At 74.5% G+C, this 25,510-nt stretch carries 22 protein-coding genes; 3 read left to right on the top strand and 19 right to left on the bottom strand.

Annotated features, from left to right (window positions below):
* Nucleotides 1-208: 208 nt before the first annotated feature.
* Nucleotides 209-1,663, bottom strand: coding sequence for a hypothetical protein (locus tag SNE206_RS32095; RefSeq protein WP_407917051.1), 1,455 nt, complete (start codon nt 1,661-1,663; stop codon nt 209-211).
* 555 nt (nt 1,664-2,218) lie between these two features.
* Between SNE206_RS32095 and SNE206_RS32090 the strand changes: the two genes are divergently transcribed.
* Nucleotides 2,219-2,920, top strand: coding sequence for a bifunctional DNA primase/polymerase (locus SNE206_RS32090; RefSeq protein ID WP_407917050.1), 702 nt, complete (start codon nt 2,219-2,221; stop codon nt 2,918-2,920).
* Between the two features lie 168 nt (nt 2,921-3,088).
* Here the strand turns inward: SNE206_RS32090 and ftsY are convergent, their stop codons facing one another.
* The 5 genes from ftsY to SNE206_RS32065 form a co-directional block, all read right to left on the bottom strand.
* On the bottom strand, nt 3,089-4,276 hold the full coding sequence (gene ftsY, locus SNE206_RS32085) for a signal recognition particle-docking protein FtsY (protein WP_407917049.1): 1,188 nt from the start codon (nt 4,274-4,276) through the stop codon (nt 3,089-3,091).
* A 56-nt stretch (nt 4,277-4,332) separates the two neighbouring features.
* Nucleotides 4,333-7,941 carry a chromosome segregation protein SMC gene (smc, locus tag SNE206_RS32080; RefSeq protein WP_407917048.1) on the bottom strand — a complete coding sequence of 1,203 codons (3,609 nt, stop codon included), beginning with the start codon at nt 7,939-7,941 and terminating at the stop codon, nt 4,333-4,335.
* 226 nt (nt 7,942-8,167) lie between these two features.
* The gene (locus SNE206_RS32075; protein ID WP_407917047.1) at nt 8,168-8,371 is read right to left on the bottom strand and encodes a hypothetical protein; all 204 of its coding nucleotides are present in this window, start codon (nt 8,369-8,371) and stop codon (nt 8,168-8,170) included.
* Between the two features lie 397 nt (nt 8,372-8,768).
* Nucleotides 8,769-9,086: an acylphosphatase gene (locus SNE206_RS32070; RefSeq protein ID WP_407917046.1), complete on the bottom strand. Its 318-nt coding sequence runs from the start codon at nt 9,084-9,086 to the stop codon at nt 8,769-8,771.
* 200 nt (nt 9,087-9,286) lie between these two features.
* Nucleotides 9,287-10,588, bottom strand: coding sequence for a hypothetical protein (locus tag SNE206_RS32065; protein ID WP_407917045.1), 1,302 nt, complete (start codon nt 10,586-10,588; stop codon nt 9,287-9,289).
* 172 nt (nt 10,589-10,760) lie between these two features.
* Between SNE206_RS32065 and SNE206_RS32060 the strand changes: the two genes are divergently transcribed.
* Entirely contained in the window at nt 10,761-11,678 is a 918-nt protein-coding gene (locus SNE206_RS32060; RefSeq protein ID WP_407917044.1) for a hypothetical protein, read from the top strand.
* Between the two features lie 42 nt (nt 11,679-11,720).
* On the opposite strand, the gene mutM is transcribed toward SNE206_RS32060, so the two are convergent.
* From mutM to SNE206_RS32010, 10 genes are all read right to left on the bottom strand, one after another.
* On the bottom strand, nt 11,721-12,584 hold the full coding sequence (gene mutM / locus SNE206_RS32055; protein ID WP_407917043.1) for a bifunctional DNA-formamidopyrimidine glycosylase/DNA-(apurinic or apyrimidinic site) lyase: 864 nt from the start codon (nt 12,582-12,584) through the stop codon (nt 11,721-11,723).
* A 10-nt stretch (nt 12,585-12,594) separates the two neighbouring features.
* Nucleotides 12,595-13,371: a ribonuclease III gene (gene rnc / locus SNE206_RS32050; RefSeq protein WP_407917042.1), complete on the bottom strand. Its 777-nt coding sequence runs from the start codon at nt 13,369-13,371 to the stop codon at nt 12,595-12,597.
* A gap of 19 nt (nt 13,372-13,390) precedes the next feature.
* Nucleotides 13,391-13,564: a 50S ribosomal protein L32 gene (gene rpmF, locus SNE206_RS32045; RefSeq protein ID WP_030056747.1), complete on the bottom strand. Its 174-nt coding sequence runs from the start codon at nt 13,562-13,564 to the stop codon at nt 13,391-13,393.
* Between the two features lie 2 nt (nt 13,565-13,566).
* Nucleotides 13,567-14,241: a YceD family protein gene (locus tag SNE206_RS32040; RefSeq protein WP_407917074.1), complete on the bottom strand. Its 675-nt coding sequence runs from the start codon at nt 14,239-14,241 to the stop codon at nt 13,567-13,569.
* A gap of 172 nt (nt 14,242-14,413) precedes the next feature.
* Nucleotides 14,414-15,595, bottom strand: coding sequence for an ATP synthase F0 subunit B (locus tag SNE206_RS32035; protein ID WP_407917041.1), 1,182 nt, complete (start codon nt 15,593-15,595; stop codon nt 14,414-14,416).
* Between the two features lie 181 nt (nt 15,596-15,776).
* Nucleotides 15,777-16,262: a pantetheine-phosphate adenylyltransferase gene (coaD, locus tag SNE206_RS32030; RefSeq protein WP_405011440.1), complete on the bottom strand. Its 486-nt coding sequence runs from the start codon at nt 16,260-16,262 to the stop codon at nt 15,777-15,779.
* 29 nt (nt 16,263-16,291) lie between these two features.
* On the bottom strand, nt 16,292-16,876 hold the full coding sequence (gene rsmD / locus SNE206_RS32025) for a 16S rRNA (guanine(966)-N(2))-methyltransferase RsmD (RefSeq protein ID WP_407917040.1): 585 nt from the start codon (nt 16,874-16,876) through the stop codon (nt 16,292-16,294).
* A 120-nt stretch (nt 16,877-16,996) separates the two neighbouring features.
* Nucleotides 16,997-17,509 (bottom strand): hypothetical protein, encoded by a 513-nt coding sequence (locus tag SNE206_RS32020; protein WP_407917039.1) that lies wholly within the window; start codon nt 17,507-17,509, stop codon nt 16,997-16,999.
* Nucleotides 17,510-17,622: 113 nt separating this feature from the next.
* Nucleotides 17,623-19,824, bottom strand: coding sequence for an ATP-dependent DNA helicase RecG (gene recG / locus SNE206_RS32015; protein WP_407917038.1), 2,202 nt, complete (start codon nt 19,822-19,824; stop codon nt 17,623-17,625).
* A 37-nt stretch (nt 19,825-19,861) separates the two neighbouring features.
* Nucleotides 19,862-21,532 carry a DAK2 domain-containing protein gene (locus SNE206_RS32010; RefSeq protein ID WP_407917037.1) on the bottom strand — a complete coding sequence of 557 codons (1,671 nt, stop codon included), beginning with the start codon at nt 21,530-21,532 and terminating at the stop codon, nt 19,862-19,864.
* A gap of 416 nt (nt 21,533-21,948) precedes the next feature.
* On the opposite strand from SNE206_RS32010, the gene rpmB reads away from it, so the two are divergent.
* Nucleotides 21,949-22,134, top strand: a complete 186-nt coding sequence (gene rpmB / locus SNE206_RS32005; protein ID WP_014138233.1) for a 50S ribosomal protein L28 — start codon at nt 21,949-21,951, stop codon at nt 22,132-22,134.
* Nucleotides 22,135-22,355: 221 nt separating this feature from the next.
* Here rpmB and thiD read toward each other — a convergent pair whose 3' ends face one another.
* The 3 genes from thiD to SNE206_RS31990 form a co-directional block, all read right to left on the bottom strand.
* A complete protein-coding gene (thiD, locus tag SNE206_RS32000; protein WP_407917036.1) occupies nt 22,356-23,192 on the bottom strand; it encodes a bifunctional hydroxymethylpyrimidine kinase/phosphomethylpyrimidine kinase in 837 nt (278 codons plus the stop codon).
* A gap of 24 nt (nt 23,193-23,216) precedes the next feature.
* Nucleotides 23,217-24,242, bottom strand: coding sequence for a 6-phosphofructokinase (locus SNE206_RS31995; protein WP_407917034.1), 1,026 nt, complete (start codon nt 24,240-24,242; stop codon nt 23,217-23,219).
* Between the two features lie 172 nt (nt 24,243-24,414).
* The gene (locus SNE206_RS31990; protein WP_407917032.1) at nt 24,415-25,383 is read right to left on the bottom strand and encodes a thiamine-phosphate kinase; all 969 of its coding nucleotides are present in this window, start codon (nt 25,381-25,383) and stop codon (nt 24,415-24,417) included.
* Nucleotides 25,384-25,510: the final 127 nt, after the last annotated feature.

The raw sequence follows: 25,510 nt of genomic DNA, 5'->3' as shown, positions 1-25,510 counted from the left end.
GCGGATGATCACCGACCGTGGAGGCCCGCGGCCCAAGGGGCGGGGGAGCCCGTACGGTGACGGGGCCGGGGAGGCCTCCACGGTCGGGGTTCGGGGGCGGGGGTGGCCGAAAGCGGCTCCCGCAGGGGCGGTGCGGCGCACACCGCAAATCCGGACGGGGCGACCGGACGGACGGGGCCGGCCCCGTCCGTCGGGTGCGTGCGGACGGTCAGACCGCCGAGGCGAACTCCGGGATGTCCTGCACGACGCGCTCGGCCAGCCGGGAGATCCCGGGCACGCCCGTGAACTGCCGGTTCGCGGCCTCGGAGGTCTTGCGGACGCGGGTGTTCAGCCGCTCGGAGCGCACCTTCGCGGCGATGTCGACGGCCTGCTCGGCCATCACCGCGGCCTGCTCGGGCTCGTTCTGCAGCAGGTGGACGCTGGCCATGCCGATCAGGTTGAAGGCGTAGCTGCGGACGTGCTCGCCGTCCTGCCGGAAGAGGTCGACGGCGCGTTCCATGACCGGCGCCGACATCGACGCGTACAGCTGGCTGCGGCTGGAGTGGTAGGCGAGGTCGCGGTAGGAGTGCGCGTTCTCGGCGTTGAGCTCGGCCTCGGAGAAGAACTTCAGCCAGTTCGGGTCGCCGTCGCCGGCACGGCAGTCGCTGAAGGTGTCCTCGGCGAGCCGGGCGGCCCGGGCGCAGCGGTTGACCTCGCCGATGGTGGCGTAGGCGCGGGCCTCCATCGCGTACAGCAGGGCCTGCTGGCGGGGGGTGGCGGTGTCGCGGCTGCCGTACTGGGCGAGGTGGATGAGTTCGAGCGCGTCCTCGCCGCGGTTGAGGTGGATCATCTGGCGGCTCATGTCGGTGAGGATGAGCGCGCCGAACGGCCGGTCGCCGGCCTCCTTCGCGGCGTGCAGCGCCAGCACGTAGTACTTCTGCGCACTGGGGTGCATGCCGACGTCGTACGACATCCAGCCCGCGAGGTGGGCGAGTTCGGCGGTGAGGCGGAACAGCCGCTTGGTGGTGGGTTCCGGGTACGACTCCTGCAGGAGGTCGGTGACCTCGTGGAGCTGGCCGACGACGGCCTTGCGGCGCAGGCCGCCGCCGTTCTGCGCGTCCCACTGGCGGAACATCACGGTGGTCTGCTCAAGGAGTTGGAGCTCCGGCTCGGAGAGCCGGCCTGTGTGCGGCTCGCCGCCGTTCGCGGCGGTGAGGATCGGGGTGGGAGCGCCGGACGGGCCGGGAGTGAGCCAGCGCTGCATCGGTTCGATGAGCGCGGCACCGGCCGTGAGGGCGAGTGAAGTGCCAAGGAAGCCACGGCGGTTGAGCATGAGGTCGCTGCGCGAGTACTCGCTGATCAGCTGGACGGTCTGGTCGCCGCTCCACGGGAGGTCGACGCCGCCGCCGACGGTCGAGACCGGCACGGCCGGCCGCAGGCCGAGGTCCTCGACGGAGACGACGGAGCCGAAGCGCTCGGAGAACAGCTCCGACATGATCTTCGGGATGGGTTCGCGGGGCTGTTCGCCGTCGAGCCATCTGCGCACCCGGGACGTGTCCGTGCTGACGTGGTGCGCGCCGGTCTGCCGGGCCCGGCGGTTGACCTGCCGCGCCAGCTCGCCCTTGGACCAGCCGCTGCGGGCGAACCACGACGTCAGCTTCTCGTTCGGTTGCTTCTCACCCATGGGAACGTCCCCATCCCGCCCGGCCCCGCCTCGGGGCCCCGCTCGTGGTGCCCGACGGTTCGGGCGCTTGCTCGACGTACCGTGCTGCTCGACTGCCCAGGACCGCACGGGAATCCAGGCCACTGTGGACTCTCCGCTGCGATCCGCGTGCCGAACGTAACGCGATTTCCGCCATCCGGGGGAGCACTGCCGTGGAAACGCCACCTTTCGCCACCCCTGCGGGTGAAGAAACGGTGACCTGGGCGCGCTTCACTGGTAACCGGGTCGGGTTGACCCCGGCACATGCCCGACGACTGGGCCACCCGCCCCATGGACGGATCAACTGCCGCCGATGCTACCGGCTTTGACGGCACCGGAGACGACGGAGGAATCCTCGTGCGAACGCGACGACCGGGTATCCGCAGCTCCGGGGCACGCCTGCTGCTGGAGCGCGCGACACGAATCGGAGCACGCCGCACGGCGCGCGCCGCCGGTGCGCCACCCGCACCGCCACGACCCTCGGACCGGATGTCACGGTCCCGTAACCACGGACCGGCAGAACCTGTTGGGGGAGGCATGGACAACCTGTTCGGCGAACTCCGGCTGCGGCACCTGCGGCTGGCGCCGCGCGGCACCCTGCGGCGCACCCGGGCCACGGCCCTCGACGCGGCCGGCGACTACACCGCCCGCCTCGGCTGGACGGTGGCCGCCGGCCGGGCCCGCGCCGCGCACCGCTCCACCACCGCCTGCGACTGCGGCACCCCGCACTGTGCGGCGCCGGGGCTGCACGTGCTCGCCGGCCCGAAGGCCGCGCCCGGCACCCCGGCGCACGAACTCCGCACCCTCTGGGCGTCCGACGCGCCCGTCCTCCTGCCCGCGGGCCTGCACTTCGACCTGCTGGACGTCCCCGAGCAGGCCGGCCTGCAGGCCCTCGTCCGGCTGGAGCGGATGGGCACCCAGGTCGGTCCGGTGATCTCCTCCCCCACCGGCCGGATGCTCTTCTTCGTCGCCCCCGGCACCGCCCGTCGGCTGCCCGAACTCCTCTACCGGACGGGCTGGGACGACGCCGCACTCGACCTCGTCTGCCACGGCGCCGGCACGTACGTCGCCGCTCCGCCGACCGTGCTCGACGGCCTCGGCCCGATGCGCTGGCTGCGCCGCCCGACCCGGGAGAGCGCCGCCTGCCCGCCCGAGGCACGGCTGCTGCTCGGCACCCTCGCGTACGCGTGCCACCGCGGCCGCCTCCGCAGCGCCGAACCGGCCTGGCCCGCCGCCTGATCCCCTCCTCCCCGCTCCTCCCCCGCACCGAGGACCGAGGACCGACCGGACCGGAAGCACCGGACGGCCGGAGACAGGCAGGACGGCCGGGGAGGCAGGACGGCCGGGGAAAAGCAGGACGGGCCGCCTCCCGCAGGAGACGGCCCGCCAGGACGGACGGTGGCGGACTCAGTCGCCGATCAGCGCGTCCACGAACGCGGCCGGCTCGAAGGGCGCCAGGTCGTCCGCGCCCTCGCCGAGGCCGATGAGCTTGACCGGCACGCCGAGTTCGCGCTGCACCGCGATGACGATGCCGCCCTTGGCCGTGCCGTCCAGCTTGGTCAGCACGATGCCGGTGATGTCGACCACCTCGGCGAACACCCGGGCCTGCACGAGCCCGTTCTGACCGGTGGTGGCGTCGAGCACGAGCAGCACCTCGTCGACCGGGCCGTGCTTCTCGACGACGCGCTTGACCTTGCCGAGCTCGTCCATGAGCCCGGTCTTGGTGTGCAGGCGGCCGGCGGTGTCGACGAGCACGGTGTCGACGCCCTCGGCGATGCCCTGCTTGACCGCGTCGAACGCGACGGAGGCCGGGTCGCCGCCCTCGGGCCCGCGCACGGTGTGGGCGCCGACCCGCTCGCCCCAGGTCTGCAGCTGGTCGGCGGCGGCCGCACGGAAGGTGTCGGCGGCGCCGAGCACCACCCGGCGCCCGTCGGCGACGAGCACCCGGGCGAGCTTGCCGGTGGTGGTGGTCTTGCCGACGCCGTTGACGCCGACGACGAGGACGACGGCCGGCCCCTCCTCGTGCTTGGTGGAGCGCACGGTGCGGTCGGTGTCCGTCCCGATCAGGGCGACGAGTTCCTCGTGCAGCAGGGCCCGCAGCTCCGCGGGGCTGCGGGTGCCGAGCACCTTCACGCGGGTGCGCAGGTTGTCCACGAGCTCCTGGGTGGGGGCGACGCCGACGTCCGCGGTGAGCAGGATCTCCTCGATCTCCTCCCAGGTGTCCTCGTCGAGGCGGTCCCGGGAGAGCAGGGCCAGCAGGCCCTTGCCGAGCGTGTTCTGCGAGCGGGAGAGCCGGGAGCGCAGCCGCACCAGGCGGCCGGCGGTGGGCTCGGGCACCTCGACGGCGGGCGGGGCCGCGGCCTCCGCCGGGGCCTGCTCCTCGGCTTCGGGGAGCGGCACCTCCTCGATGGTCTGGGCCGGCGCCTCGGTGGGCGGGGCGGACTCCTCGCCGACCTGCGGCTCGCGCGGCGGCGTGATGACGGGTGCCTCGGGCCTGGGAGGCAGCGGCTTGCGTCGTCTGCCGGTGACGACGAGGCCCGCGATCGCGCCGATGGCGACCACGGCGATGACTACGGCAAGGATCACGTATTCCATAACCCCCCCAGTATCGGCGACGCCCGCAAGGGCGGGGAGCAGCCGGACGGTGTGGCTCAGCCCGCGGGTGCCGCCGCGGGCCGTTCCCGGTGCCCGCCCCCGGCCGGGCGGGCGGGGGGCGTCCCCGTGCGCAGCCGCTGGCTGATCACCTGCGAGATGCCGTCGCCCTTCATGGTGACGCCGTAGAGGGCGTCGGCGGACTCCATCGTGAGCTTCTGGTGGGTGATGACGATCAGCTGGGAGCTCTCCCGGAGCTCCTCCATGATCGAGACGAGCCGGCGCAGGTTGGTCTCGTCGAGGGCCGCCTCCACCTCGTCCATCACGTAGAACGGGCTGGGCCGGGCCTTGAAGATCGCCACCAGCAGGGCGACCGCGGTGAGCGAGCGTTCGCCGCCGGAGAGCAGCGAGAGCCGCTTCACCTTCTTGCCGGGCGGGCGGGCCTCCACCTCGACACCGGTGGTGAGCATCGACGCGGGGTCGGTGAGCAGGAGGCGTCCCTCGCCGCCGGGGAAGAGGCGGGAGAAGACGCCTTCGAACTGTGCGGCGGTGTCGTGGAACGCGGCGGTGAAGAGCTGTTCGACCCGGGTGTCGACGTCGCGGACGATGTCCATGAGGTCGCGCCGGCTCTTCTTCAGGTCGTCGAGCTGCTCGCCGAGGAAGCGGTGGCGTTCCTCCAGTGCCGTGAACTCCTCCAGGGCCAGCGGGTTGACCTTGCCGAGCTGCTGGTAGGCGCGTTCGGCCGTCTTGAGCCGCTTCTCCTGCTCGGCCCGGTCGTACGGGCGCGGCTCGCCGGGCTCCTGGCCCTCCTCGGGGGTGGGCGGCGGCACCGGGGTGTCCGGGCCGTAGCCGTCGAGCAGTTCCTGGCCCTCGATGCCGAACTCGTCGAGTGCGCGGCCCTCCAACTGCTCGATGCGCAGGCGTTTCTCGGCGCGCATCACCTCGTCGCGGTGGCCGACGTCGACGAGGCGGTCGCGTTCGGCGATGAGGCCGCGGCCGTGTTCGCGGGCGGTGCGCAGCTCGGCCTCGCGGCCGGTGCGGTCCTGCTCGACGGCGGTGCGTTCGGCGTCGGCGGCGGCGAGGGAGGACTCCACGGCCGCGAGCAGTCGGCGGGCGCCGTCGGCGACGGCGGCGGCCGACTCGGCGTCCTCGCGGGCGCGGCGGCGGTGTTCGGCGGCGCGGGCGCGGCTCTCGCGTTCGGCGGCGGCGGCGCGGTCGAGCTGGTCGGCGCGGCCGGTGAGGGAGCGGGCGCGTTCCTCGTGGGTGCGGACGGCGAGCCTGGCCTCCAGTTCGCCCTGCCGGGCTGCGGTGCCGGCGGTGGCGAGGCGGTCGCGTTCGGCGGTGTCGGGCTCGTCCTCGCCGTCGGCGGCGAGTTCCTCGGCGGCCTCCAGGCGGGCGGTGAGTTCCTCCGCGGCCCCGGTGGCCTCGGCGAGGCCGAGTTCGGCGCGGTCGGCGGCGGCGGTGAGGCGTTCGGCCTCGCCCTCGGCGGCCCTGGCCTGGCCGGCGGAGCGGCCGAGGGAGCCGGCGAGCCGGGCCCGTTCCTTCTCGGCTCCGCGCCGGGCGGCGGTCAGCTGCTCGTGGGCGAGGGCGAGTTCGCGGCGGCGTTCGCCGGCGGCGGCCAGTTCCCCGGCCGACTGTGCGCAGCGGGTGTCGAGTTCGTCGATGAGGCGGGCGGCTTCGGCGACCTGGGCCTGGGTCTCCAGCAGGCTGGGGGCGCCGGCCGAGCCGCCCTGGACGAAGCCCGCCGTGAGGAGGTCGCCGTCCAGGGTGACCGCGGTCAGCCCGGGGTACCGGGTGACGAGCCGGTGGGCGGCCGCGAGGTCGGCGACCACGGCGGTGCCGGCGAGCAGGGCCGCGACGGCGCCGCGCAGGGCGGCCGGGGCCTCGACCGAGTCGGCGGCCCAGGTCGCGCCGTCGGGGAGGCCGGGTGCGGCCGGGGCGAGCGCGGGGGCGTCGGCGACGAGCAGGGCGGCCCGGCCGGCGTCCTGCTCGCGGAGCTGCCGCACGGCCGCGGCCGCGGTGTCGAGGCCGTCCACGGCGACGGCGTCGGCGGCGGCGCCGAGTGCCGCGGCGAGGGCGGTCTCGTGGCCCGGGCGGACGGTGAGGAGTGCGGCGGCGGAGCCGAGCACGCCGGGTGGTCCTCCGGCGGCGAGCAGGGTGCCGCTGCCGTCCTTGCGGCGCAGGCCGAGGGCGAGCGCCTCGTGGCGGGCGGTGAGGCCGGCGCGTTCGCGTTCGGCGGCGCCGGCGGCGTCCCGGGCGGCGGCGAGGGCGTGTTCCGCGTCGGCGAGCGCGGCGCGGGTGCGGGCGTCGGCGCTGTCGTGGTCCTCGTCGGCGGCTGCCAGGCCGTCCGCCTCGTCCTGGAGCAGCCGGTGCTCCTGCCGGGCGGCCTCGGCGCGGTCGAGGGCGGCGTCGCGGGCCTCGGCGAGCCGGCCGATCTCGGCGCCGGCGGCGGTGGCGCGGGAGCGGGCGGCGGCGACCTGGCCCTGGAGGCGGGCGAGGCCTTCGCGCCGGTCGGCGATGGCCCGGGCGGCCGTCCGGAGCCGTGCCTCCTCGGCGGTGAGGTCGCGTTCGAGGGTGCTGCGGGTCTCGACGGCCTCGGCGAGGGCGTACTGCGCCTCCTCCAGTGCGTCGGTGAGGGCTGCCTCCTCCTCGCGGACGCGGGCGGCCTCGGCGGCGAGTTCCTCGGGGTCGCGGCCGCGCCGCTCGTCGGTCCGGGCGGCGGTGCGGGCGTGGCGGACGCGGGCCTCGGCGAGGCCGATGGTGCCGCGGGTGCGCTCGGTGAGGGCGGAGAGGGCGTACCAGGTCTGCCGGACGGCTTCCAGGCGTGGTCCGAGCTGCCCGACCTGGGCCTCCAGGACGGCCTCGCGCTGGACGGCGGCGGCGAGTTGCTGCTCGACGGTGGTGCGGCGCAGTCTGACGGCGAGTTCGTCGGCGATCTCGGCCTCGACGGCGCGGCGCAGGGTGAGGAGGTCGTCGGCGAGCAGGCGCAGCCGGGCGTCGCGGAGTTCGGCCTGGATGCCGGCGGCGCGGCGGGCGATCCTGGCCTGCCGGCCGAGCGGGCCGAGCTGGCGGCGGAGTTCGGCGACGAGGTCCTGCACGCGGTTGAGGTTGCCCTGCATCGCGTCCAGTTTCCGCAGCGCCTTCTCCTTGCGCTTGCGGTGCTTGAGGACGCCGGCGGCCTCCTCGATGAAGGCCCGGCGGCCCATCGGGTCGGCCTGGAGGACGGAGTCGAGGCGGCCCTGGCCGACGATGACGTGCATCTCGCGGCCGATGCCGGAGTCGGAGAGGAGCTCCTGGATGTCGAGCAGGCGGCAGACGGTGCCGTTGAGCGCGTACTCGCTGCCGCCGTTGCGGAACATCGTCCGCGTGATGGTGACCTCGGAGTAGTCGATGGGCAGGGCGCCGTCGGTGTTGTCGATGGTGAGGCTGACCTCGGCGCGGCCGAGCGGGGCGCGCCCGCCGGCGCCGGCGAAGATGACGTCCTCCATCTTGCCGCCGCGCAGCGACTTGGCGCCCTGCTCGCCCATGACCCAGGAGAGGGCGTCGACGACGTTGGACTTGCCGGAGCCGTTGGGCCCGACGACGCAGGTGATGCCCGGTTCGAAGCGCAGCGTGGTCGCCGAGGCGAAGGACTTGAACCCGCGCAGCGTCAGGCTTTTCAGGTGCACCCGTCCGACCTCCTCGCCCGTGCGCCGGCGCCCTTCCGGCGACTGTATCCGGCCGGGTGCGGGACAGAAGGTGAGGAGGCGGTTTGGCCACGCCGTGGCAGGGGCAGCATTGGCGCGGGGAGGGCTGCCGGACACGACGAAGGGACGCCACACCGGACGTCCCTTGCAGGCTGCGATCCCTTTCGGGAAGCTCAGTGCACCGACTGCGTCGATCGTTCGGACGGGATCAGGTGAGCGCGGGCTCCCGGTGATCCATGCCGATGCTGGAGAGCAGCGAGTGCTCGTCAGCGACAGCGGCAAGAGCGTCGTTCTCGGACTGGAGGCGGGTGAGCTCGGCCTCCAGGTCCTGGACGCGCTGCTGCAGCCGTCGCATCTCGGAGAGCATTCGCGGGTCGGGGCCGCCGACGTACCCGAGAAGCGCCTTTGCCATGATGTATGGTCCTCCACGCTGAGTGACCGAACCGTTTTGCGGTACTGGTCTAGGGGGGAAGGGTGCGCACCCGTCCTCGCCCCGGGCGTGCTGGCTGGGCACATCAGGACGGCCGCAGTGAGCTGGGCACACGGCGACTCGACCCTTCCGGGGAAACGCAGACTGGTGCGCGGGCTTTCAGCGTCTCACCAAAGACCCTACGGGTCAACACGATCACCGCACGCTACCGCGCGCCTCTCACCTGCATGGCGGGACGGTCACACCACGGGCGGGGCGGGCCACCGGAGCCGGTGGATCACTGCTGGTGCGGAGTCAACCACGAGTCCGCCCGGATGGCAACCGGATGACACCGGCAGTTGCCGGAGGGTCTCTCCACCCTCCGGCAACTGCGGTGTGCTCAACGGATCGCGAACCCTTCGTACCCGCCCCCGGTCGCGGTCCAGATCTCGGTGACACCGCTGACCTGGCCCGGAGTGCCCGGGCCGCGCAGCAGGGCGAGCAGCGCCTCGCACTCGGCGTGCAGTCCTTCGGCCACGACCTGGACGCGCCCGTCGGCGAGGTTGCTCGCGTACCCGGTCAGTCCGATCTCCAGGGCCCTGGCCCTGGTCCACCACCGGAAGCCGACCTCCTGGACGCGCCCGCGGACCCACGCGGTGGCCCGGACGGGCCGGCGGAGGTCGAGCAGGTGGGCGTGGTGGCTGTCGTGACCGTGCATGCCACGACCATAGTCGGGCGTGGCGGGGGCGGGTCCGAGGGGTTTCACGGCACGTCCACCGCTCCTCCCGGACCTCCGCGCGCGAACGGCGGGTTTCACCCGGCCGGGTGCAGCGGGGGCCGGGGGCACCCGGCCGGGTGAAACGGAATTCGGGGCACCCGGCCGGGTGCAGCGGGGCCCGGGGCGCACCCGGGGCCGGGTCAGAAGCCGCCGCCGAAGTCGCCGCCTCCCCCGCCGTCGAAGCCTCCGCCGCCGCCGAACCCCCCGAAGTCGCCCTGCTGGAAGTCCGCGCCGGAGTAGTCGCCCCCGTCGGGGCCGCCGTCCGCCGCCCATGCGCCGGACGGGGACAGCACCGAGCCCATGACGGTGCCCGCGACCAGGGCGGGCAGCAGACCGGTGCCGTAGTAGCCGCCGGCCCAGGGGCCGTAGACCGGGCCGGCGTTCCAGTACGGTTGGCGGCCGCGCGCGGTCTGCACGGTGCGGGCGTCCGGTTCCTCGCCGGCCGCGAGCCTGAGCGCGTCGCGGGTGCAGACCGGCACCGCGCGCGGCGCACCGCCCTCCGGCGCCCAGTCGGCGTCCTTCACGGACGGGCCGTGCCGCGGGTCGAAGAAGCAGGGCGGGCGGCGCTCGGGGGGCGGGCGGCCCTCGCGGCGGAAGGCGAGCGCCACCAGGGCGAACCTGCCCTCCGCGAGCTCCTCGGTGACGGGTCCGACCTCCTGCGGCCGGGTCGCGGCGTCCATGCCGCGTCTGGCCTGCTCGTACGCGTCGAGGGCGCGGGCGTAGTCGGCGCGCTGGGCGTCGTCGGCGCCGGGGGCCGCGGGGTCGAAGTCGAGCCGGTCGAGTTCCTCGCCGAAGGCGGTGATGTCCTCGTCGACGACGGTGCGCAGCCGGGCGAGGTCGGCGCGGTTCTGCTCGTCCCGGCGCCGGCGGGACCGGCGCACGAGCAGGAACGCACCGGTGCCGGCGAGCGCGAGGAGCACCAGCGGTACGACGATCGCCGCCGTGCTCACGCCGCCGGAGGCGACGCCGTGGCCGCGGGTCTGGGCGACGGCCTGGGCGGTGAAGTCGTCGAGGGTGCCGGCGATGTCGCCGGGGTGGGCGCGGGCCGCGGCGTCGGCGATCCGGTCGGCGGCGGCGGGCGCGAGGGCCGCACGGTCGGAGAACGCCCGGAACTCGTCGCCGCGCCAGATCCCGTACACGCCGACGATGCCGGTCTCGGTGCGCAGGTCGCGGGCGACCGTGGCGGCGGGGTAGTCGTCGTCCGCGGGGACGACGGCAACAAAAACGGGCTTGTCGGCGTCGGCGATCGTGCGGGTGAGGGCGGCCGCGCGGGCCTCGGGGTAGCGGTCGGCCATCGCGGGGTCGACGTACACCTGTCCCTGTCTCAGGGCTGCGGCGGCGTCCGACACCCCGGCGTGCGCGGTGGCGGGCACCAGGAGCAGCAGCAGCCCGGCCAGCAGCGCGACGAGCGCCGCCGCCGGTCCACGCGAAACGGTTCTCATACCTCCGACGCTACGCCGGTCGTCGCCCGGGGCCCCCGGACGCGCGGCCGACGTACGACCCGGGGCCGGGACCACCCCCGCCGACCGGCCGGAATCCCCGCCGGTGCGTCCGCGCGGGGCCGCTGGCCCGGCATAGTGGTGCCTGCCCGTCCCGCCCTGATCGGAGTCCTCCTTGTTCATCGGTCTTGCCACCGCCGTCGCGGCCTCCGTCTGCTACGGCACCGGGTCGGTCCTGCAGGCGGTGGGCGCCCGCAGGTCGGCGCGCGAGGAGGCGGCCCGGGCCGGCGGGGCGTCCGCGGTGACGCAGCACGGCGGCCCGAGCCTCGCGTCGACCGCCAAGGCGGCGGTGACGTGGGAGTTCATCCTCGGCACGGTGCTCGACTTCGTGGGGTTCATGCTGGGGGCGCTGGCGGCGCGGCTGCTGCCGCTGTTCCTGTCGCAGACGATCATCAGCGCCAACCTGGTGATCACCGCGCTGCTCAGCGTCCGGCTGCTGGGCCTGCGGCTCAAGGGGATGGAGTGGGCGTCGATCGGCGTGCTGTGCGGTGCGCTGGTGATGCTCGCCGTGGCGGCCGGCCCGGAGGGGGAGCACCACGCGGCGCGGGCGGTGCACTGGTGGCTGCTGGCCGTGACGGTGCTGCTGATCGCGGGCGGCAGCCTGCTGGTGCGGCGGCTGGGGCGCGGTGCGGCGGTCGTGGCGGGTCTGCTGTCCGGTCTGGGGTTCGGCGCGCTGGGTGTCGGGGTGCGCATCCTGGACGGCGTCGAGCCGTTCGACCTGGTGCGGCTGCTGGCGGACCCGGCGCTCTACGCGGTCCTGGTGGGCGGCCTGGGCGGGATGTACCTGCACACGGTGGCCCTGCAGGTCGGTTCGGTGAACGCCGCGACCGCGGCGCTGGTGGTCGGCGAGACGGTGGTGCCGGGCGTGGTCGGCGTGCTCTGGCTGGGCGACTCGGCCAGGGCCGGGCTGGGCTGGCTCGCCGTGTTCGGCTTCGTGCTCGCGGTGGCGAGTGCGGTCGGCGTGGCCTGGTTCGGTGAGGACGAGGGCGCGCTGCACGGCGTGGAGCCGCAGCAGGAGGCGGCGCGGGCCTGACCGCGGGTACGGCGCCGCCCCCGGGCCGGGGGCGGCCGGGGGTCAGACCGCGCGGGGCGGCCGCTGGCAGCGGGGGCAGAAGTAGCTGGAGCGGTTCATCCAGGCGGCGCGCCGCATCGGCGTGCCGCAGCGGTGGCAGGGCTCGCCCTCGCGGCCGTAGGCGTCGAGGTCGCGGGAGAAGTAGCCGCTCTCGCCGTTGACGTTGACGTAGAGGCTGTCGAAGGTGGTGCCGCCGACGGCGAGCGCCGCGTTCATGACGTCCCGGGCGTGGCCGAGGAGTTCGGCGGCGCGGGGGCGGGGCAGGGAGGCCGTCGGCCGGTCGTAGTGCAGCCGGGCGCGCCAGAGCGACTCGTCGGCGTAGATGTTGCCGACGCCGCTGATCAGGGTCTGGTCGAGCAGGGCGCGCTTGACGGTGGTGCGCCGGGCGCGCAGGGCGGTGAGGAACGCCTCGTCGTCGAACCGCTCGTCGAGCGGGTCGCGGGCGATGTGCGCGAGCGAGCGGGGGGTGGCTTCCGGGTCGCCCGGTTCGGCGTCCTCGACGGCGAGGCCGCCGAAGGTGCGCTGGTCGACGAAGCGGAGTTCGCGCCCGCCGTCGGTGAAGCGGAAGCGCACCCGCAGGTGGGTCTCGTCGGGGGTGGCCGGGTCCTGCACGAGCAGCTGCCCGCTCATGCCGAGGTGGCCGACCAGGGTGTGGCCGGTGCCGTCGAGCGGCACCCAGAGGTACTTGCCGCGCCGCCGGGCCTCGCCGAGCGTGGCGCCGGCGAGGCGGTCGGCGAAGTCCTGGCCGCCCGCGAGGTGCCGACGGACGGAGCGCGGGTGCAGCACCTGGACGTCGGCGACCGTCCGCCCGCTCACCCAGCGGGCGAGCCCGCGGCGGACGACCTCGACCTCGGGGAGCTCGGGCATGGCGGCGGCCTCAGGCGGTGGTGTCGGGCGTGCTCTCGGCGTACTTGGCCTTGATCTCGCGCCAGGCGCTCTCGGCGGCCTTCTGCTCGGCTTCCTTCTTGGAGCGTCCGCTGCCGTGGCCGTAGTCCTGGCCGGCGACGCGGGCGGCGGCGTCGAAGTTCTTCTGGTGGTCCGGGCCCGACTCGGTGACGACGTACTCCGGCACACCGATGCCGACGGCGGCGGTGAGCTCCTGGAGGCTGGTCTTCCAGTCCAGTCCGGCACCGAGCTGCGAGGACTCCTCGATCAGCGGGTCGAACAGCCGGTGCACGAAGTCGGTGGCGGCGTCGAGGCCCCGGTCGAGGTAGACGGCGCCGATCACGGCCTCGACGGTGTCGGCGAGGATCGACGACTTGTCGCGGCCGCCGGTGCCCTCCTCGCCCTTGCCGAGGCGGATGAAGGCCCCGAGCTCCAGGGTGCGGCCGACCTCGGCGAGCGCGCGGGAGTTGACCACCGCGGCCCGGAGCTTGGCGAGCGTGCCCTCGGCGACCTCCGGGTGGAGGCGGTAGAGGGTGTCGGTCACCACGAGGCCCAGCACCGAGTCGCCGAGGAACTCCAGGCGCTCGTTGGTGGGCAGCCCGCCGTTCTCGTACGCGTACGAGCGGTGGGTCAGGGAACGCACCAGAAGGGCGCGCTCGAGTACGTACCCGAGGCGCCCTTCCAGGACGTCGTAATCGGTCGAAGCCGGCCCGCCGGGCCTGCCCCCGTTCGAGGGAGCCGACTTGCGGGAAGAGTTACCGTCCGACATCGATCCGTACACCCGCCGATCAGACCGAGAGGACCTGGCGACGGTTGTACGTGCCGCAGCTCGGGCACGCGATGTGACCCAGCTTCGGCTCGTGGCAGCGGTCGCACGCCACGAGGGCCGGAACGACGGCCTTCCAGTTGGACCGGCGGTGGCGCGTGTTGCTGCGCGACATCTTCCGCTTCGGAACAGCCACGGCTACTTCTCCTGGTTCTCGGCGAGACCCTCACGGGTGTCGCTGTTCTTGATTCCGTCACCCTCGTCGCCGGGGGCGGCGGAGAGTCCCTGCAGAGCCGCCCACCGGAGGTCGGCGGCCTCGTGGTGGTGGTCCGGGTCGTCGCTCAGGCGTGCCCCGCAGGCGGAGCAGAGGCCCAGGCAGTCGTCCTGGCACACCGGCTGCAGCGGCAGTGCGAGCACCACCGCGTCACGCAGCACCGGCTGGAGGTCGAAGAAATCGCCCTCCAGGCGGTAAGTCTCCTCGTCCGACTCCTCGTCGAGGACGTCGGCGACCGGCATCCGGGCGCGGTGGCGCTCCTCGGACTCCGGGTAGTAGTAGAGCTCCTGGAAGTCGACCTCCAGGTCGTCCTCCACCGGCTCCAGGCAGCGCGAGCACTCGCCCTCGACGTGCGTCCCGGCCGTGCCGGTGACCAGCACGCCCTCGACGACCGACTCCAGGCGGAGCTCCAGCGTGATCGGGCTCTTCCCCGGCACCCCGATGACGTCGGCGATGCCGAGGCCCTCGGGCGCCTCCAGGGTCCGGGACACCTTGCGCATCGAGCCGGGGCGACGGCCGAGCTCGTGCGTGTCGAACACGAGGGGGTCGCGGTGGTCGAGGCGGTTCAAGGTGTCCTGACTTCCTGTGGCGGCGCGCATCCCTGCGCGGCGCGGATCGTTCATGCGGTGTGCACGGCCCTGCGGTGTGCACGGTCCTGCGGTGGACGCGCAGCCCGTGTGCGGGCACGCGACGAGGCCGGTACGAACAGGCCGGAGTGGTCAGACTACCCGAGACTCCGGCCAGGCCCAAAGTCGGTGCCCGGCCCCCGCGTCAGCGGCCGCCCAGCTCCCGCAGCCTGGTCATGTCGATCATGCTGGTGTCGAAGAAGCTCGTCTCGTCCAGCCCGGGCTGCTGCTGGTGCGGCATCGGCGCCTGCTGCTGGGGCTGCTGCGGGTAGCCGTAGGCGTTGCCGTACGCGTCGGTCTGGTAGCCCTGTTGCTGCTGCTGGTAGTAGGGGTCGACCCCCTGCTCCTGGCCCTGGTAGGCCTCCTGCGCCGGGTAGCCGTCCTGCCCCTGGTACGCGGCGGCGGGCTGCTGGTAGCCGTAGCCGCCGTACGGGTCGGCCTGGCCGCCCGCCGCCGGGTCGTAGCCGCCGTTGTAGGCGTCCGCGTACTGCGGGGCGCCCTGGCTCGCGTACGGGTCCTCGCCGGGAGCCTGCCAGCCGGCCGCGGCCGGGGTCCGGTCGGGCCAGCTCTGCTGCTGCGGGATCTCCTCGCGGTACCAGGGCTGCTCCTCGCCCTCGGCGGCGAAGCCGGAGGCGACCGCCTCGGCGCGGTCCTTCGCCTGCTGCGCCTCGTCGGCGGCGGCGAGGTAGGCGCCGAGCTCGTCGATCGGGGCCTTGCCGAGCAGCTTGTCGCGACCCTTGCCGACCGCCTCCAGGGTCGCGCCGAGCACGGCCTGCAGGGTGGCGAGCTTCACGTCGACGTACTCGTCGGCCTCGGGGCTGGGGCTGACCCGCGGCTGGAACTCCTCGCCGTCGGCGTCGGCGTCCGCGTCCGGCTCGTAGACGCCGGCGCCGCGCAGCTTCTGCCGGCCGCGGCCGACGGCGCCGAGCGTCTTGGTGAGGACGACCTCGAAGTTGGCGAGCTTGGAGTCGACGTAGTCGTCGGCCTCGGCGCGCTTGGTCTCCACCTCGGCGCGGGCCTCGGCCAGGATGCGGTCGGCCTCGTTCTGCGCGCGCAGCACGACCTCGGTGTCGGAGATGAGCGAGCCGCGCTCGTCGTGCGCACCGCGGATGATCTGGTCGGCCTGGGCCTGCGCGTCGGCCACCACCTGCTGGTGGTCGGCGACGACCGACTGGGCCTGGGCGAGCTCGGCAGGCAGGGCGCCCTGGAGGTCGCGGAGCATCGAGACCAGCTCGGCGCGGTTGACCACGCACGAGGCCGACATCGGCATCGCGCGGGCGTTCTCGACCGACGCGACGATCTCGTCGAGTTTCTGCTGCACGTCCACGGGCGCTTCAGTCTTTCCGTGTGCCGCCTGGCTAGTGGCGGAGGCAGTCCCCGACGACACGGCGGCGCCGCGGGGCAGGACTACAGACTGTACGACCACAGGGGCCGCGGCTCACAACGTCCGGCACGGCCGGGCTGCGCCACCGCGGGCGGATTGCGACGGTTGACCGGAACTGTCCGTTTCAGCCCCGGCGTTCGGCGATCCGGTCGACCAGCCGGCGGTGCACCGTCTCGGGCAGCAGGTGCGAGACGTCGCCGCCGAGCGAGGCGACCTCCTTGACGAGGGTCGAGGAGAGGAAGCTGTACGTCGGCGAGGTCGGCACGAAGAGCGTCTCGACACCCGTGAGGCCGTGGTTCATCTGGGCCATCTGCAGCTCGTAGTCGAAGTCGCTGACCGCCCGCAGGCCCTTGATGATCGCCGGGATGCCGCGCTCCCGGCAGAAGTCGACCAGCAGGCCGGTGTGCGACTCGACCACGATGTTGCCGAGCTTGGCGGTGGTCTCCTCGATCAGCGCGATGCGCTCCTCGATGGTGAACATGCCCTGCTTGTTCTGGTTGACCAGCACGGCGACATGGACGACGTCGTAGAGCTTCGAGGCCCGCTCGATGATGTCGAGGTGTCCGTTGGTGATGGGGTCGAAGGATCCCGGGCAGACGGCGCGGCGCATGTCGTGTGCTCCCTAGGGGGTAACCGGTGCTACGAGTGTCGGTCGGCCTCGTCGGCGGCGCGACCGTACCAGAGCGTGCCCTCGCCGTACCGGCGCGAGCGCAGCGCGTCGAAGCCCTCCGGCCAGTCGAACTCACCGCCGCGTGTGCTGCGTTCCACGGTGACGAGTGCGTCCTCCGCGATCCAGCCCCCGGCACGGAGTGTGATCAGCATCTCGCACAGCTCCTCGTCCGTCACGGAGTACGGCGGATCGAGGAACACCAGGTCGTACGGGGTCTGCGGGGCCGGCCCGGCCGCCACCCGCTCGGCCCGGTCCGCCCGGACCTCGGCGCCCGGCAGGCCCAGGGTGCGGACGTTGTCACGGATGACGCGGGCCGCGACCGCGTCCGACTCGACCAGCAGCACGTGCTCGGCGCCGCGGGAGAGCGCCTCCAGGCCGACCGCCCCGGACCCGCCGAACAGGTCGAGCATCCTGGCGCCCTGCACGGTGCCGCGCAGCGCCGCCAGGGTGGAGAACATCGCCTCCCGGGCCTTGTCCGAGGTGGGGCGGGTGGAGCGGCCGGGCGGGACGGCCAGCCGGCGGCCGCCGGCGACACCGGCGATGACGCGGGTCATGGGGAGTGCGGTCCTTACGTGTGGTGGGGCGTGCCGGGCGCGGCGCGTCCGGCACGGCGGGAGCCCCGCCGGCAGGCCGGCGGGGCTCCCCCATTCAAGCGCGCCGGGCGGCGCGGTGCGTCACTCGGCGGGCGCGGTGGCCCCCAGCAGGGCGGGCGAGGCGAACCGCGACCACGACAGGCAGCCGTCGGGCGGGCAGTACTCGGGGCGGCGCGGGTCGTGGCCCAGCTCGCGCAGCTTGGTGCGGACGGAGTCGGGGGTGCGGCCGTACCGTGCGGCGATCCGGGCGACGGTGTCGCCCTCGTGGAACCGGCGGACCAGCTCCTCCTCGTGCTGCGGCACCCACGGCGCGCCGTGTCCGGGGTAGAGCTCGCGGAGCACGTCGCGGTCGGGGATCGGCTCGGAGACGTCGGCGACGATCGCCAGCGCCCGCAGCGCGCGGTTGAGCGCGATCCGCAGGCTGGCGACGTCCTCCACGGGCAGGCGGATCCTGCCGGAGGCGAGCGGGGTGGCGGACGCGCCCTCGCGCCAGCCGGCCAGGGTGAGGGTGACCTCGCGGTCGTCCTCGCTGGCGAGTTCGATCCGGAAGATCTTGTCGCCGAGCGGGAGCTCGTTGAGATGACGGAATGCCATGGGCTGGACCCCCAAGTGTCGTGCCGGGAACACACCTTGGGGGTGCGTCCCGAACACCTCCATTCTCCCTCCGGGCACTGACAATCCGCCCCGGCGGCCGGTGCGGCGCCGGGTCAGCCCTTTTCGAGGTACTCGGCGCGGTCCTCGTCGAGCAGGCTCTCCAGGGCGGTCCGCAGCTCCGGGTGGTCGGCCAGGTCGGGGTCGGCGGCGACCAGCCGGGCGGCCTCCGTCCGGGCGGTCGCGATGACCTCCTCGTCGTCCAGCACGGACAGCACCTTCAGCGAGGACTTCACGCCGGACTGCGCCTGGCCGAGCACGTCGCCCTCGCGGCGCTGCTCCAGGTCGATCCGGGAGAGCTCGAAGCCGTCCAGGGTGCCGGCCACCGCGTCGAGCCGTGACCTCGCCGGGCTCGCCGCGGGCATGTCGCTGACCAGCAGGCACAGGCCCGCCGCACTGCCGCGGCCGACCCGGCCGCGCAACTGGTGCAGCTGCGAGACGCCGAACCGGTCGGCGTCCATGATGACCATCACCGTGGAGTTGGGCACGTTGACGCCCACCTCGATCACCGTGGTCGCGACGAGCACGTCGACCGCGCCCGCCGTGAAGCGCCGCATCACGTCGTCCTTCGCCTCCGGGGCGAGCCGGCCGTGCAGGATCTCCACGCGCAGCCCGGCCAGCGGTCCCTTCGCGAGCATCTCCGCCGTCTCGACGACCGCCAGCGGAGGCCTGCGGTCGTCGGACGCCGCGCCCACGTCCTCCAGGTCGTCCCCCGCGGCCTTGCGCTTCTTCCCCTGCTCCTCCGGCTCGTCCCCGATCCGCGGGCAGACGACGTACGCCTGGTGGCCCTTGCCGACCTCCTCGCGCACCCGCTCCCAGGCGCGGGCCAGGAAGTTGGGCTTCTCCAGCGCGGGCACGACGTGGGTGGAGATCGGCGAGCGGCCGGCCGGCAACTGGTCGAGGACGGAGGTCTCCAGGTCGCCGAAGACCGTCATGGCGACCGTCCGCGGGATCGGCGTCGCCGTCATCACCAGCAGGTGCGGGGGGCGCTCGCCCTTGGCCCGCAGGGCGTCGCGCTGCTCCACGCCGAAGCGGTGCTGCTCGTCGACCACCACCAGCCCGAGGTCCTGGAACTGCACCTTGTCCTCGATGAGGGCGTGGGTGCCGATGGCGATCCCGGCGTCGCCGCAGGCCATGTCGAGCAGGGCCTGGCGGCGGGCGGGCACCCCCATCGAGCCGGTCAGCAGCACCACCTTCGTGCCGAGGTCGGAGCCGCCGAGCATGCCGCCCTCGGCGAGGTCGCCCATCATCTCGACGATCGAGCGGTGGTGCTGCTGGGCCAGCACCTCGGTGGGGGCGAGCAGCACGGCCTGGCCCCCGGCGTCGACCACGGTGAGCATCGCGCGCAGCGCGACCAGGGTCTTGCCGGAGCCGACCTCGCCCTGGAGCAGCCGGTGCATCGGGTGCTCGGCCGCGATGTCGTCGAAGATCTCCGCGCAGACGGTCTTCTGGCCGTCCGTCAGTTCGAAGGGCAGCCGTGCGTCGAAGGCGTCGAGCAGGCCGCCGGTGCGGCGGTGCCGCGCGGTGGCGGGCAGCGCGGAGTCCGCGGCGCGGCGCCGGGCGAGGGCGACCTGCAGGACGAACGCCTCGTCCCAGCGGAGGCGGCTCTGCGCGCGTTCGCGGTCGGCCTGGCTGCGCGGGCGGTGGATGAGTTCGAGCGCCTCGGCGAGCGGCAGGAGGTCGTGCTCGGCGCGGAGTTCGGGGGGCAGCGGCTCGCCGACGTCGCCGAGGTGCGTGTCGAGCGCCATCTCGACGCACTTCACCAGCTTCCAGCTGGGCAGTTGGGCACTGGCCGGGTAGACGGGGATGAGCCGCCCGGCGAAGGCCGTCGCGGTGCCGGAGTCGGCGTCCTCGTCGAGCAGCTGGTAGTCCGGTCCGGCGAGCTGCCGGGTGCGGTTGAAGAGCCCCACCTTGCCGGCGAACAGCCCCTGCGCGCCGGGGCGGAGGTCCTTCTGGCGCCAGCCCTGGTTGAAGAACACCAGGGTGAGCCGGCTGCGGCCGTCGGTGACGATCACCTCCAGCCGGTCGCCCTTGCGCCCGCGGAAGGGGATCAGCGTCACCTTCTCGATCCGGGCCAGCACGGTGACGTGCTCGTCGACCTCCAGCTCGTCGAGGCTGGTGAGCTGACCGCGTTCCACGTACCGGCGCGGGTAGTGGTGCAGCAGGTCGCCGACCGTGCGCAGCTTGAGGGAGTCGGCGAGCACCTTCGCGGTGCGGTCGCCGACCAGCTTGGTCAGTGGTTCATCGAGAGCGCCCATCAGGCCCTATTGGACACCACGGCGGCGACAGAACGGGCTACTCGACGCCGATGAGCAGCAGCTCGGACTCCTGGCCGCCGCGGTAGACGACCGTGTCGACCTCCGGACGCTGCCGCCGGGCGTGCGCGACGAGGTCGTCCGCCAGGCCGCCGGGGGCGCCCGCGCCGAGGACGAGGGTGACGAGTTCACCGCCCGAGGCGAGCATGCGCTCCAGCAGGGTGCCGGCGACGGCGGCCGGGTCGGCCCCGATGAGGACGACGTCGCCGTCGATCAGGCCGAGCACCTCGCCGGCCTGGCAGACGCCGGCCATCGTCCAGGACTCCCCCTCGGCGACGGCCAGTTCGGCGTAGCGGGTGGCGCCGGCGGCGGAGGTCATGGCGACCACGTCCTCGTCGAAGCGGCGCGAGGCGTCGTGGACGGCGAGCGCGGCCAGGCCCTGCACCGGCGAGCGGGTGGGCAGGACGGCGATCCGCAGGCCCTCCGCGCGCAGCTGGTCGGCGGCGGCGCCGGCGGCGGCGCGCAGCTCCGGGTCGTTGAGCAGCACGACGACCTCGGGGGCGGCGCAGCGGCGCACGGCGTCGGCGAGTTCGGCGCTGGCGGGCGGGCGGTCCGGGTCGGCGTGCAGCACCGCCGAGCCGGCCTGCTCGCAGAGCTCGGCGAGACCGTCGCCGCTGACGACGCTGAGCACCGCCCGGCCGGGCGCGGACGGCTCCGGGCGGCGGCCCGCCTCGCCGGCCCGCGCGGCGGCCTCGGCGAAGTGCGTGATCCGGATCCGGTAGGGGCGGCCCGCCCCGACGCCGGCCTCGACGGCCGCGCCCGCGTCGTCGACGTGCACGTGGACCCGCCACAGGCCGTCGCCGCCGCCGACGACCAGCGAGTCGCCGAGTGCGGCGAGCCGGTCGCGCAGGGCGGGCAGCGCCTCGTCCGGGGCCTCCAGCAGGTAGATCACCTCGAAGGCGGGGTGCCCGGCCGGGCGGGCGTGGCCCTCGCAGTGGCCGGCGTGGTCGGTGTGGCCGCCGTGGTCCGGGTGGCCCGTGGTGGGCAGGTCGGCGGCGTGCCGCAGGGCCATCGGGCCCATCGGCGTGTGGCCGAGCACGGTGTCGGCGAGCGCGCCGAGCACCGTGACGAGGCCGCGGCCGCCGGCGTCGACCACGCCTGCCTCGGCGAGCACGTCGAGCTGTTCGGGGGTGCGCAGGAGGGCGGTGCGGGCGGCGATGCACGCGGTGCGGGCGGTGTCGGCGAGGGTGCCGTCCTGGTCGGCGGCGGCCAGGGCGGCGGCGGCCGCGACGCTCAGCAGGGTGCCCTCGACGGGGTCCGCGACGGCCTGGTAGGCGGCTTCGGCGGCGCGCGGCAGGGCGCGGCGCAGGGTGGCGGCGTCGCCGCCCTCGGCGAGCACCTCGGCGAGGCCGCGCAGCCACTGGGCGAGGATGACGCCGGAGTTGCCGCGGGCGCCGATCAGGGCGCCGCGGGCCATCGCGGCGGTGGCGGGGCCGGGGCCGCCGCCCCCGGCGGGCTCCCCGGCGGCGGCGCCCGCGCTCTCCACGGCCTCGGTGGCGGCCTCCACGGTCAGGTAGAGGTTGGTGCCGGTGTCGCCGTCGGGGACGGGGTAGACGTTGAGCGCGTCGATCTCCTCCCGGGCCTGGCCGAGGGCGGTCAGCGCCAGGCGGCACCAGGTGCGGACGGCCGTGGCGTCGAGCGTGTCCAGCACCAGGTCTCCTCCGGGTGAACGCCACGGGAACGCGGACCGGCGGGGTGACGGCCGGACGCGGTGGGGTGGGGCGATGCTGGCAGGTTATCGGGGCCGCTCCCGGCCGTCGCGGCCGGGAGCGGGCCGGGGCGGGCCGTGTCCCGGCCGTGCACCGGCCCGTGCACCGGGCCGGGAGCCGTCCCCGGTGCCGGACCCCCGGGCGGGGCCCCGGCCGCACCCGCACGGCCCCGGCGCCAGCGACCACCACCCCCTCCGACGTGGTAGTTTCTTGGGGCGGGAACAGCCGTTGTATGCTCTTCCGGTTGCCTGGAACAACCCGGGCTCCCCCTTGATCCGATTCGCACCACGTGAGTGGTGCCGGTGGGTTCAGCCGGGGTTTTCGAACGTAACTGATCTGAAGTCTTGGAGTGACTCCTGTGGCTGCCAACTGCGACGTCTGCGGCAAGGGGCCGGGCTTCGGCAACAGCATCTCCCACTCTCACCGCCGTACCCCCCGTCGTTGGAACCCCAACATTCAGACGGTGCGCGCTGTGATTGGGCGGACGCCGAAGCGGCTCAACGTCTGCACCTCGTGCATCAAGGCCGGTAAGGTCTCGCGCTGACGCGCAGACCGGTACGCCGGTCCTCCGGCAAGCCGATCCACCCTCGGGTGGGTCGGCTTTCCTGCGTTGCCCCGGCCCCGGGAACCACCCCGGAAACCGTCCCGGGCGCCGGTACGAACACCGCCCCGGGCGCCGGCACGGACCCGCGCGGGGGAACCGGCGCCGGCCGGGGAACGGGCGCGGCCCGGGCCCGGTGAGACCGGACCGCGGGCCGGAGCGGCTCAGCGCGTGCGCCACGCGTGGTCGACGGGCCCGATGCCGGCCCCCAGGGCGAACCCGGCCCGGATCGCCCCCGTGACGTACTCCTTCGCCGCCGCGACCGCCCCGGGCACGTCGGCGCCCTTGGCGAGTTCCGCGGCGACGGCGCTGGCCAGGGTGCAGCCGGTGCCGTGGGTGTGCCGGTTGTCGTGGCGGGGCGCGCGGTACCAGTGGCGCTCGCCGTCGGCGCCGTACAGCAGGTCGGCGGCCTCGCCTTCGAGGTGTCCGCCCTTGACGAGCACCCAGCGCGGGCCGAGCGCGAGCACGGCCTCGGCGGCGGCGGGCATGTCGCGCTCGCCGGTGACCGTGATGCCGGTGAGCTGCGCCACCTCGTGGAGGTTGGGGGTGGCCAGGGTCGCGACCGGCAGCAGCAGTTCGCGGACGGTCGCGACGGCCTCGGCGGCGAGCAGCGCGTCACCGTGCTTGGAGACGCCGACCGGGTCGACCACCACCGGGGCGTCGACGCCGGCGAGCAGCTCGGAGACGGTCTCGACGAGCTCGGTCGAGGCCAGCATGCCGGTCTTCACGGCCTGCACGCCGATGTCGTCGACGACGCTGCGGAACTGCGCCCGGACGGCCTCCGCGGGCAGCTCCCAGTAACCCTGCACGCCCAGCGAGTTCTGCGCGGTGACGGCGGTGATCACGCTCATGCCGTGCACGCCGAGGGCGAGCATCGCCTTGAGGTCGGCCTGGATGCCGGCCCCGCCGCCGCTGTCCGACCCCGCCACGGTGAGCACGCGGGGCGGCGCGGCGGAGCCGGCGGAGGTCGGGACGTGGGGCGCGGCGGCGGTCGGTTCCATGACCGACAACCTACCGGGGGCCGGTCAGAGCACGGCCTCCGACTCCAGCCAGCGGTCCTCGGGCACGGTCTTCAGCTCGGCGACCGCGTCGGCGATCGGCACCAGGTCGATGTCGGTGCCGCGCAGGGCCGTGAAGTGCCCGAAGGCACCCTTGTGGACGGCCTCGACGGCGTGCCAGCCGAAACGGGTGGCGAGCACCCGGTCACGTGCGGTGGGCGTGCCGCCGCGCTGGGTGTGGCCGAGGATGACCGGCCGGGCCTCCTTGCCGAGCAGGTCCTCCAGCTCGTGCGCGAGCCGGTTGCCGATGCCGCCGAAGGTCTGGTGGCCGAACTGGTCGACGCCGCCGTGGTCGAAGCGCAGCGTGCCGGGCATCGGCCTGGCCCCCTCGGCGACCGCGATGATCGCGAAGGTCTTGCCGCGGCGGAAGCGGTCCTCGACCATGCGGGCCACTGCCTCGATGTCGAAGGGCTTCTCGGGGATGAGGATGCCGTGGGCTCCGCCCGCGACGCCCGCGGTGAGGGTGATCCAGCCGGTGTGCCGGCCCATCAGCTCGACGACCATCACCCGCTGGTGCGACTCGGCGGTGGTCTTCAGCCGGTCGATCGCCTCGGTGGCGACGTGCACGGCGGTGTCGAAGCCGAAGGTGACGTCGGTGGCGTCGATGTCGTTGTCGATGGTCTTGGGCACGCCCACCACGGGCAGGCCGGCGTCGCTGAACTTCCGCGCGGCGGTCAGCGTGCCCTCGCCGCCGATGGCGATCAGCGCGTCGATGCCCAGCCGGTCGGCCAGCGGACGGCACTCGCGCACGGCCTGCTCGATCCGCTCGCGCTGGACACGGGCCGAGCCGAGGATCGTGCCGCCGAGGGTGAGCAGACCGGTGACGTCGTCGTGCGAGATGGGGCGGGCCCGGCCCTCGATGAGGCCGAGGAAACCGTCCTCGATGCCGACGATCTCGTCGCCGTGGACGTCGGTGCCGCGATGCACCACGGACCTGATCACCGCGTTGAGGCCGGGGCAGTCGCCGCCACTGGTGAGGACGCCGATTCGCATGGTGGCCTGCTCTCCTTCGGGGCCGGCGGCCCCGATTCCGTACGGCCCGGGCCGGTCGGCACCGGGGCGGCCGGGCGTGGCGGACTCACCCGCCCGGCTCCAGCGCAAGACTACGCGCTGCGGCGGGGGCTTCCGGACCCAGCGCGCCCGGGTGCGGCCTGCCGGCCGGCGGTCACTGCTCCGCGAAGTGGTCCCAGCCGCCGGCCCGCTCCCACGGGGCGCCGTCGACGGTGACCCGGCCGCCGCGGCCGGGGCGGGCGGTGCGCGCCACCTCGCCGACCACCCGCCAGCGGGCCGGGAGTTGGACGCTCCGCGGGAAGGTCGCGACGATCGCGTGGTCCTCGCCGCCGGAGAGCACCCACAGCAGCGGGTCGACGCCGACGGCCTGCCCGATGTCGGCCATCTGCGCGGGCACGTCGAAGTCGGCGGCGTGCAGGTCGATGTCGACGCCGCTGGCGGCGGCCACGTGCCCGAGGTCGGCCACCAGTCCGTCGCTGACGTCGACCATGGCGGTCGCGCCGAGGTCCGCCGCGGCGGGGCCGGCGTGGTACGGCGGCTCGGGCCGCCGGTGCGCCTCCACGAAGGCGCGCGGCGAGCGGAAGCCCCGCTGCAGCACGGTGAGGCCCGCGGCCGACCAGCCCAGCCAGCCGGTGACCGCCACGACGTCGCCGACCTGGGCGCCGGAGCGCAGCACCGGGGAGCGGCCCTGGAGGTCGCCGAGGGCGGTGATGGCCAGCGTGACCGTGTCGCCGCGCACCACGTCGCCGCCGACGACGGCGGCCCCGGCGACCTTGCACTCGTCGCGCAGGCCGTCCATCAGCTCGGTGGCCCAGGTGGCGGGGAGGTCGGCGGGGGCGACGAAGCCCAGCAGGATCGCGGTCGGCACGGCCCCCATCGCGGCGACGTCGGCGAGGTTCTGCGCGGCGGACTTGCGGCCGACGTCGTAGGCGGTGGACCAGTCGCGGCGGAAGTGCCGGCCCTCGATGAGGACGTCGGTGGTCGCCACGACGCGCCCGTCGGGGGCCTTGACCACGGCGGCGTCGTCCCCGGGACCGAGTACGACGGCGGGCGTCGGTGTCAGCCGGGCGGTGAGCTCCCTGATGAGTCCGAACTCGCCGAGTTCGCCCACGGTCCCCTGCATCTGCCGTCCTCTCGACTCGAATGAAGCGGTGTTCGCGCGCCCCCGCGCGCAGCGTACGCCCTCCGGCGGTGCACGGGTCTCCCCTCCCTGCGGAGGGGAGCGGTAGCGTGGTGATCAGGCTGGCCCG

It is taken from the genome of Kitasatospora sp. NE20-6, from assembly GCF_045862635.1.
This window is presented reverse-complemented; position numbering and strand designations above follow the sequence as displayed.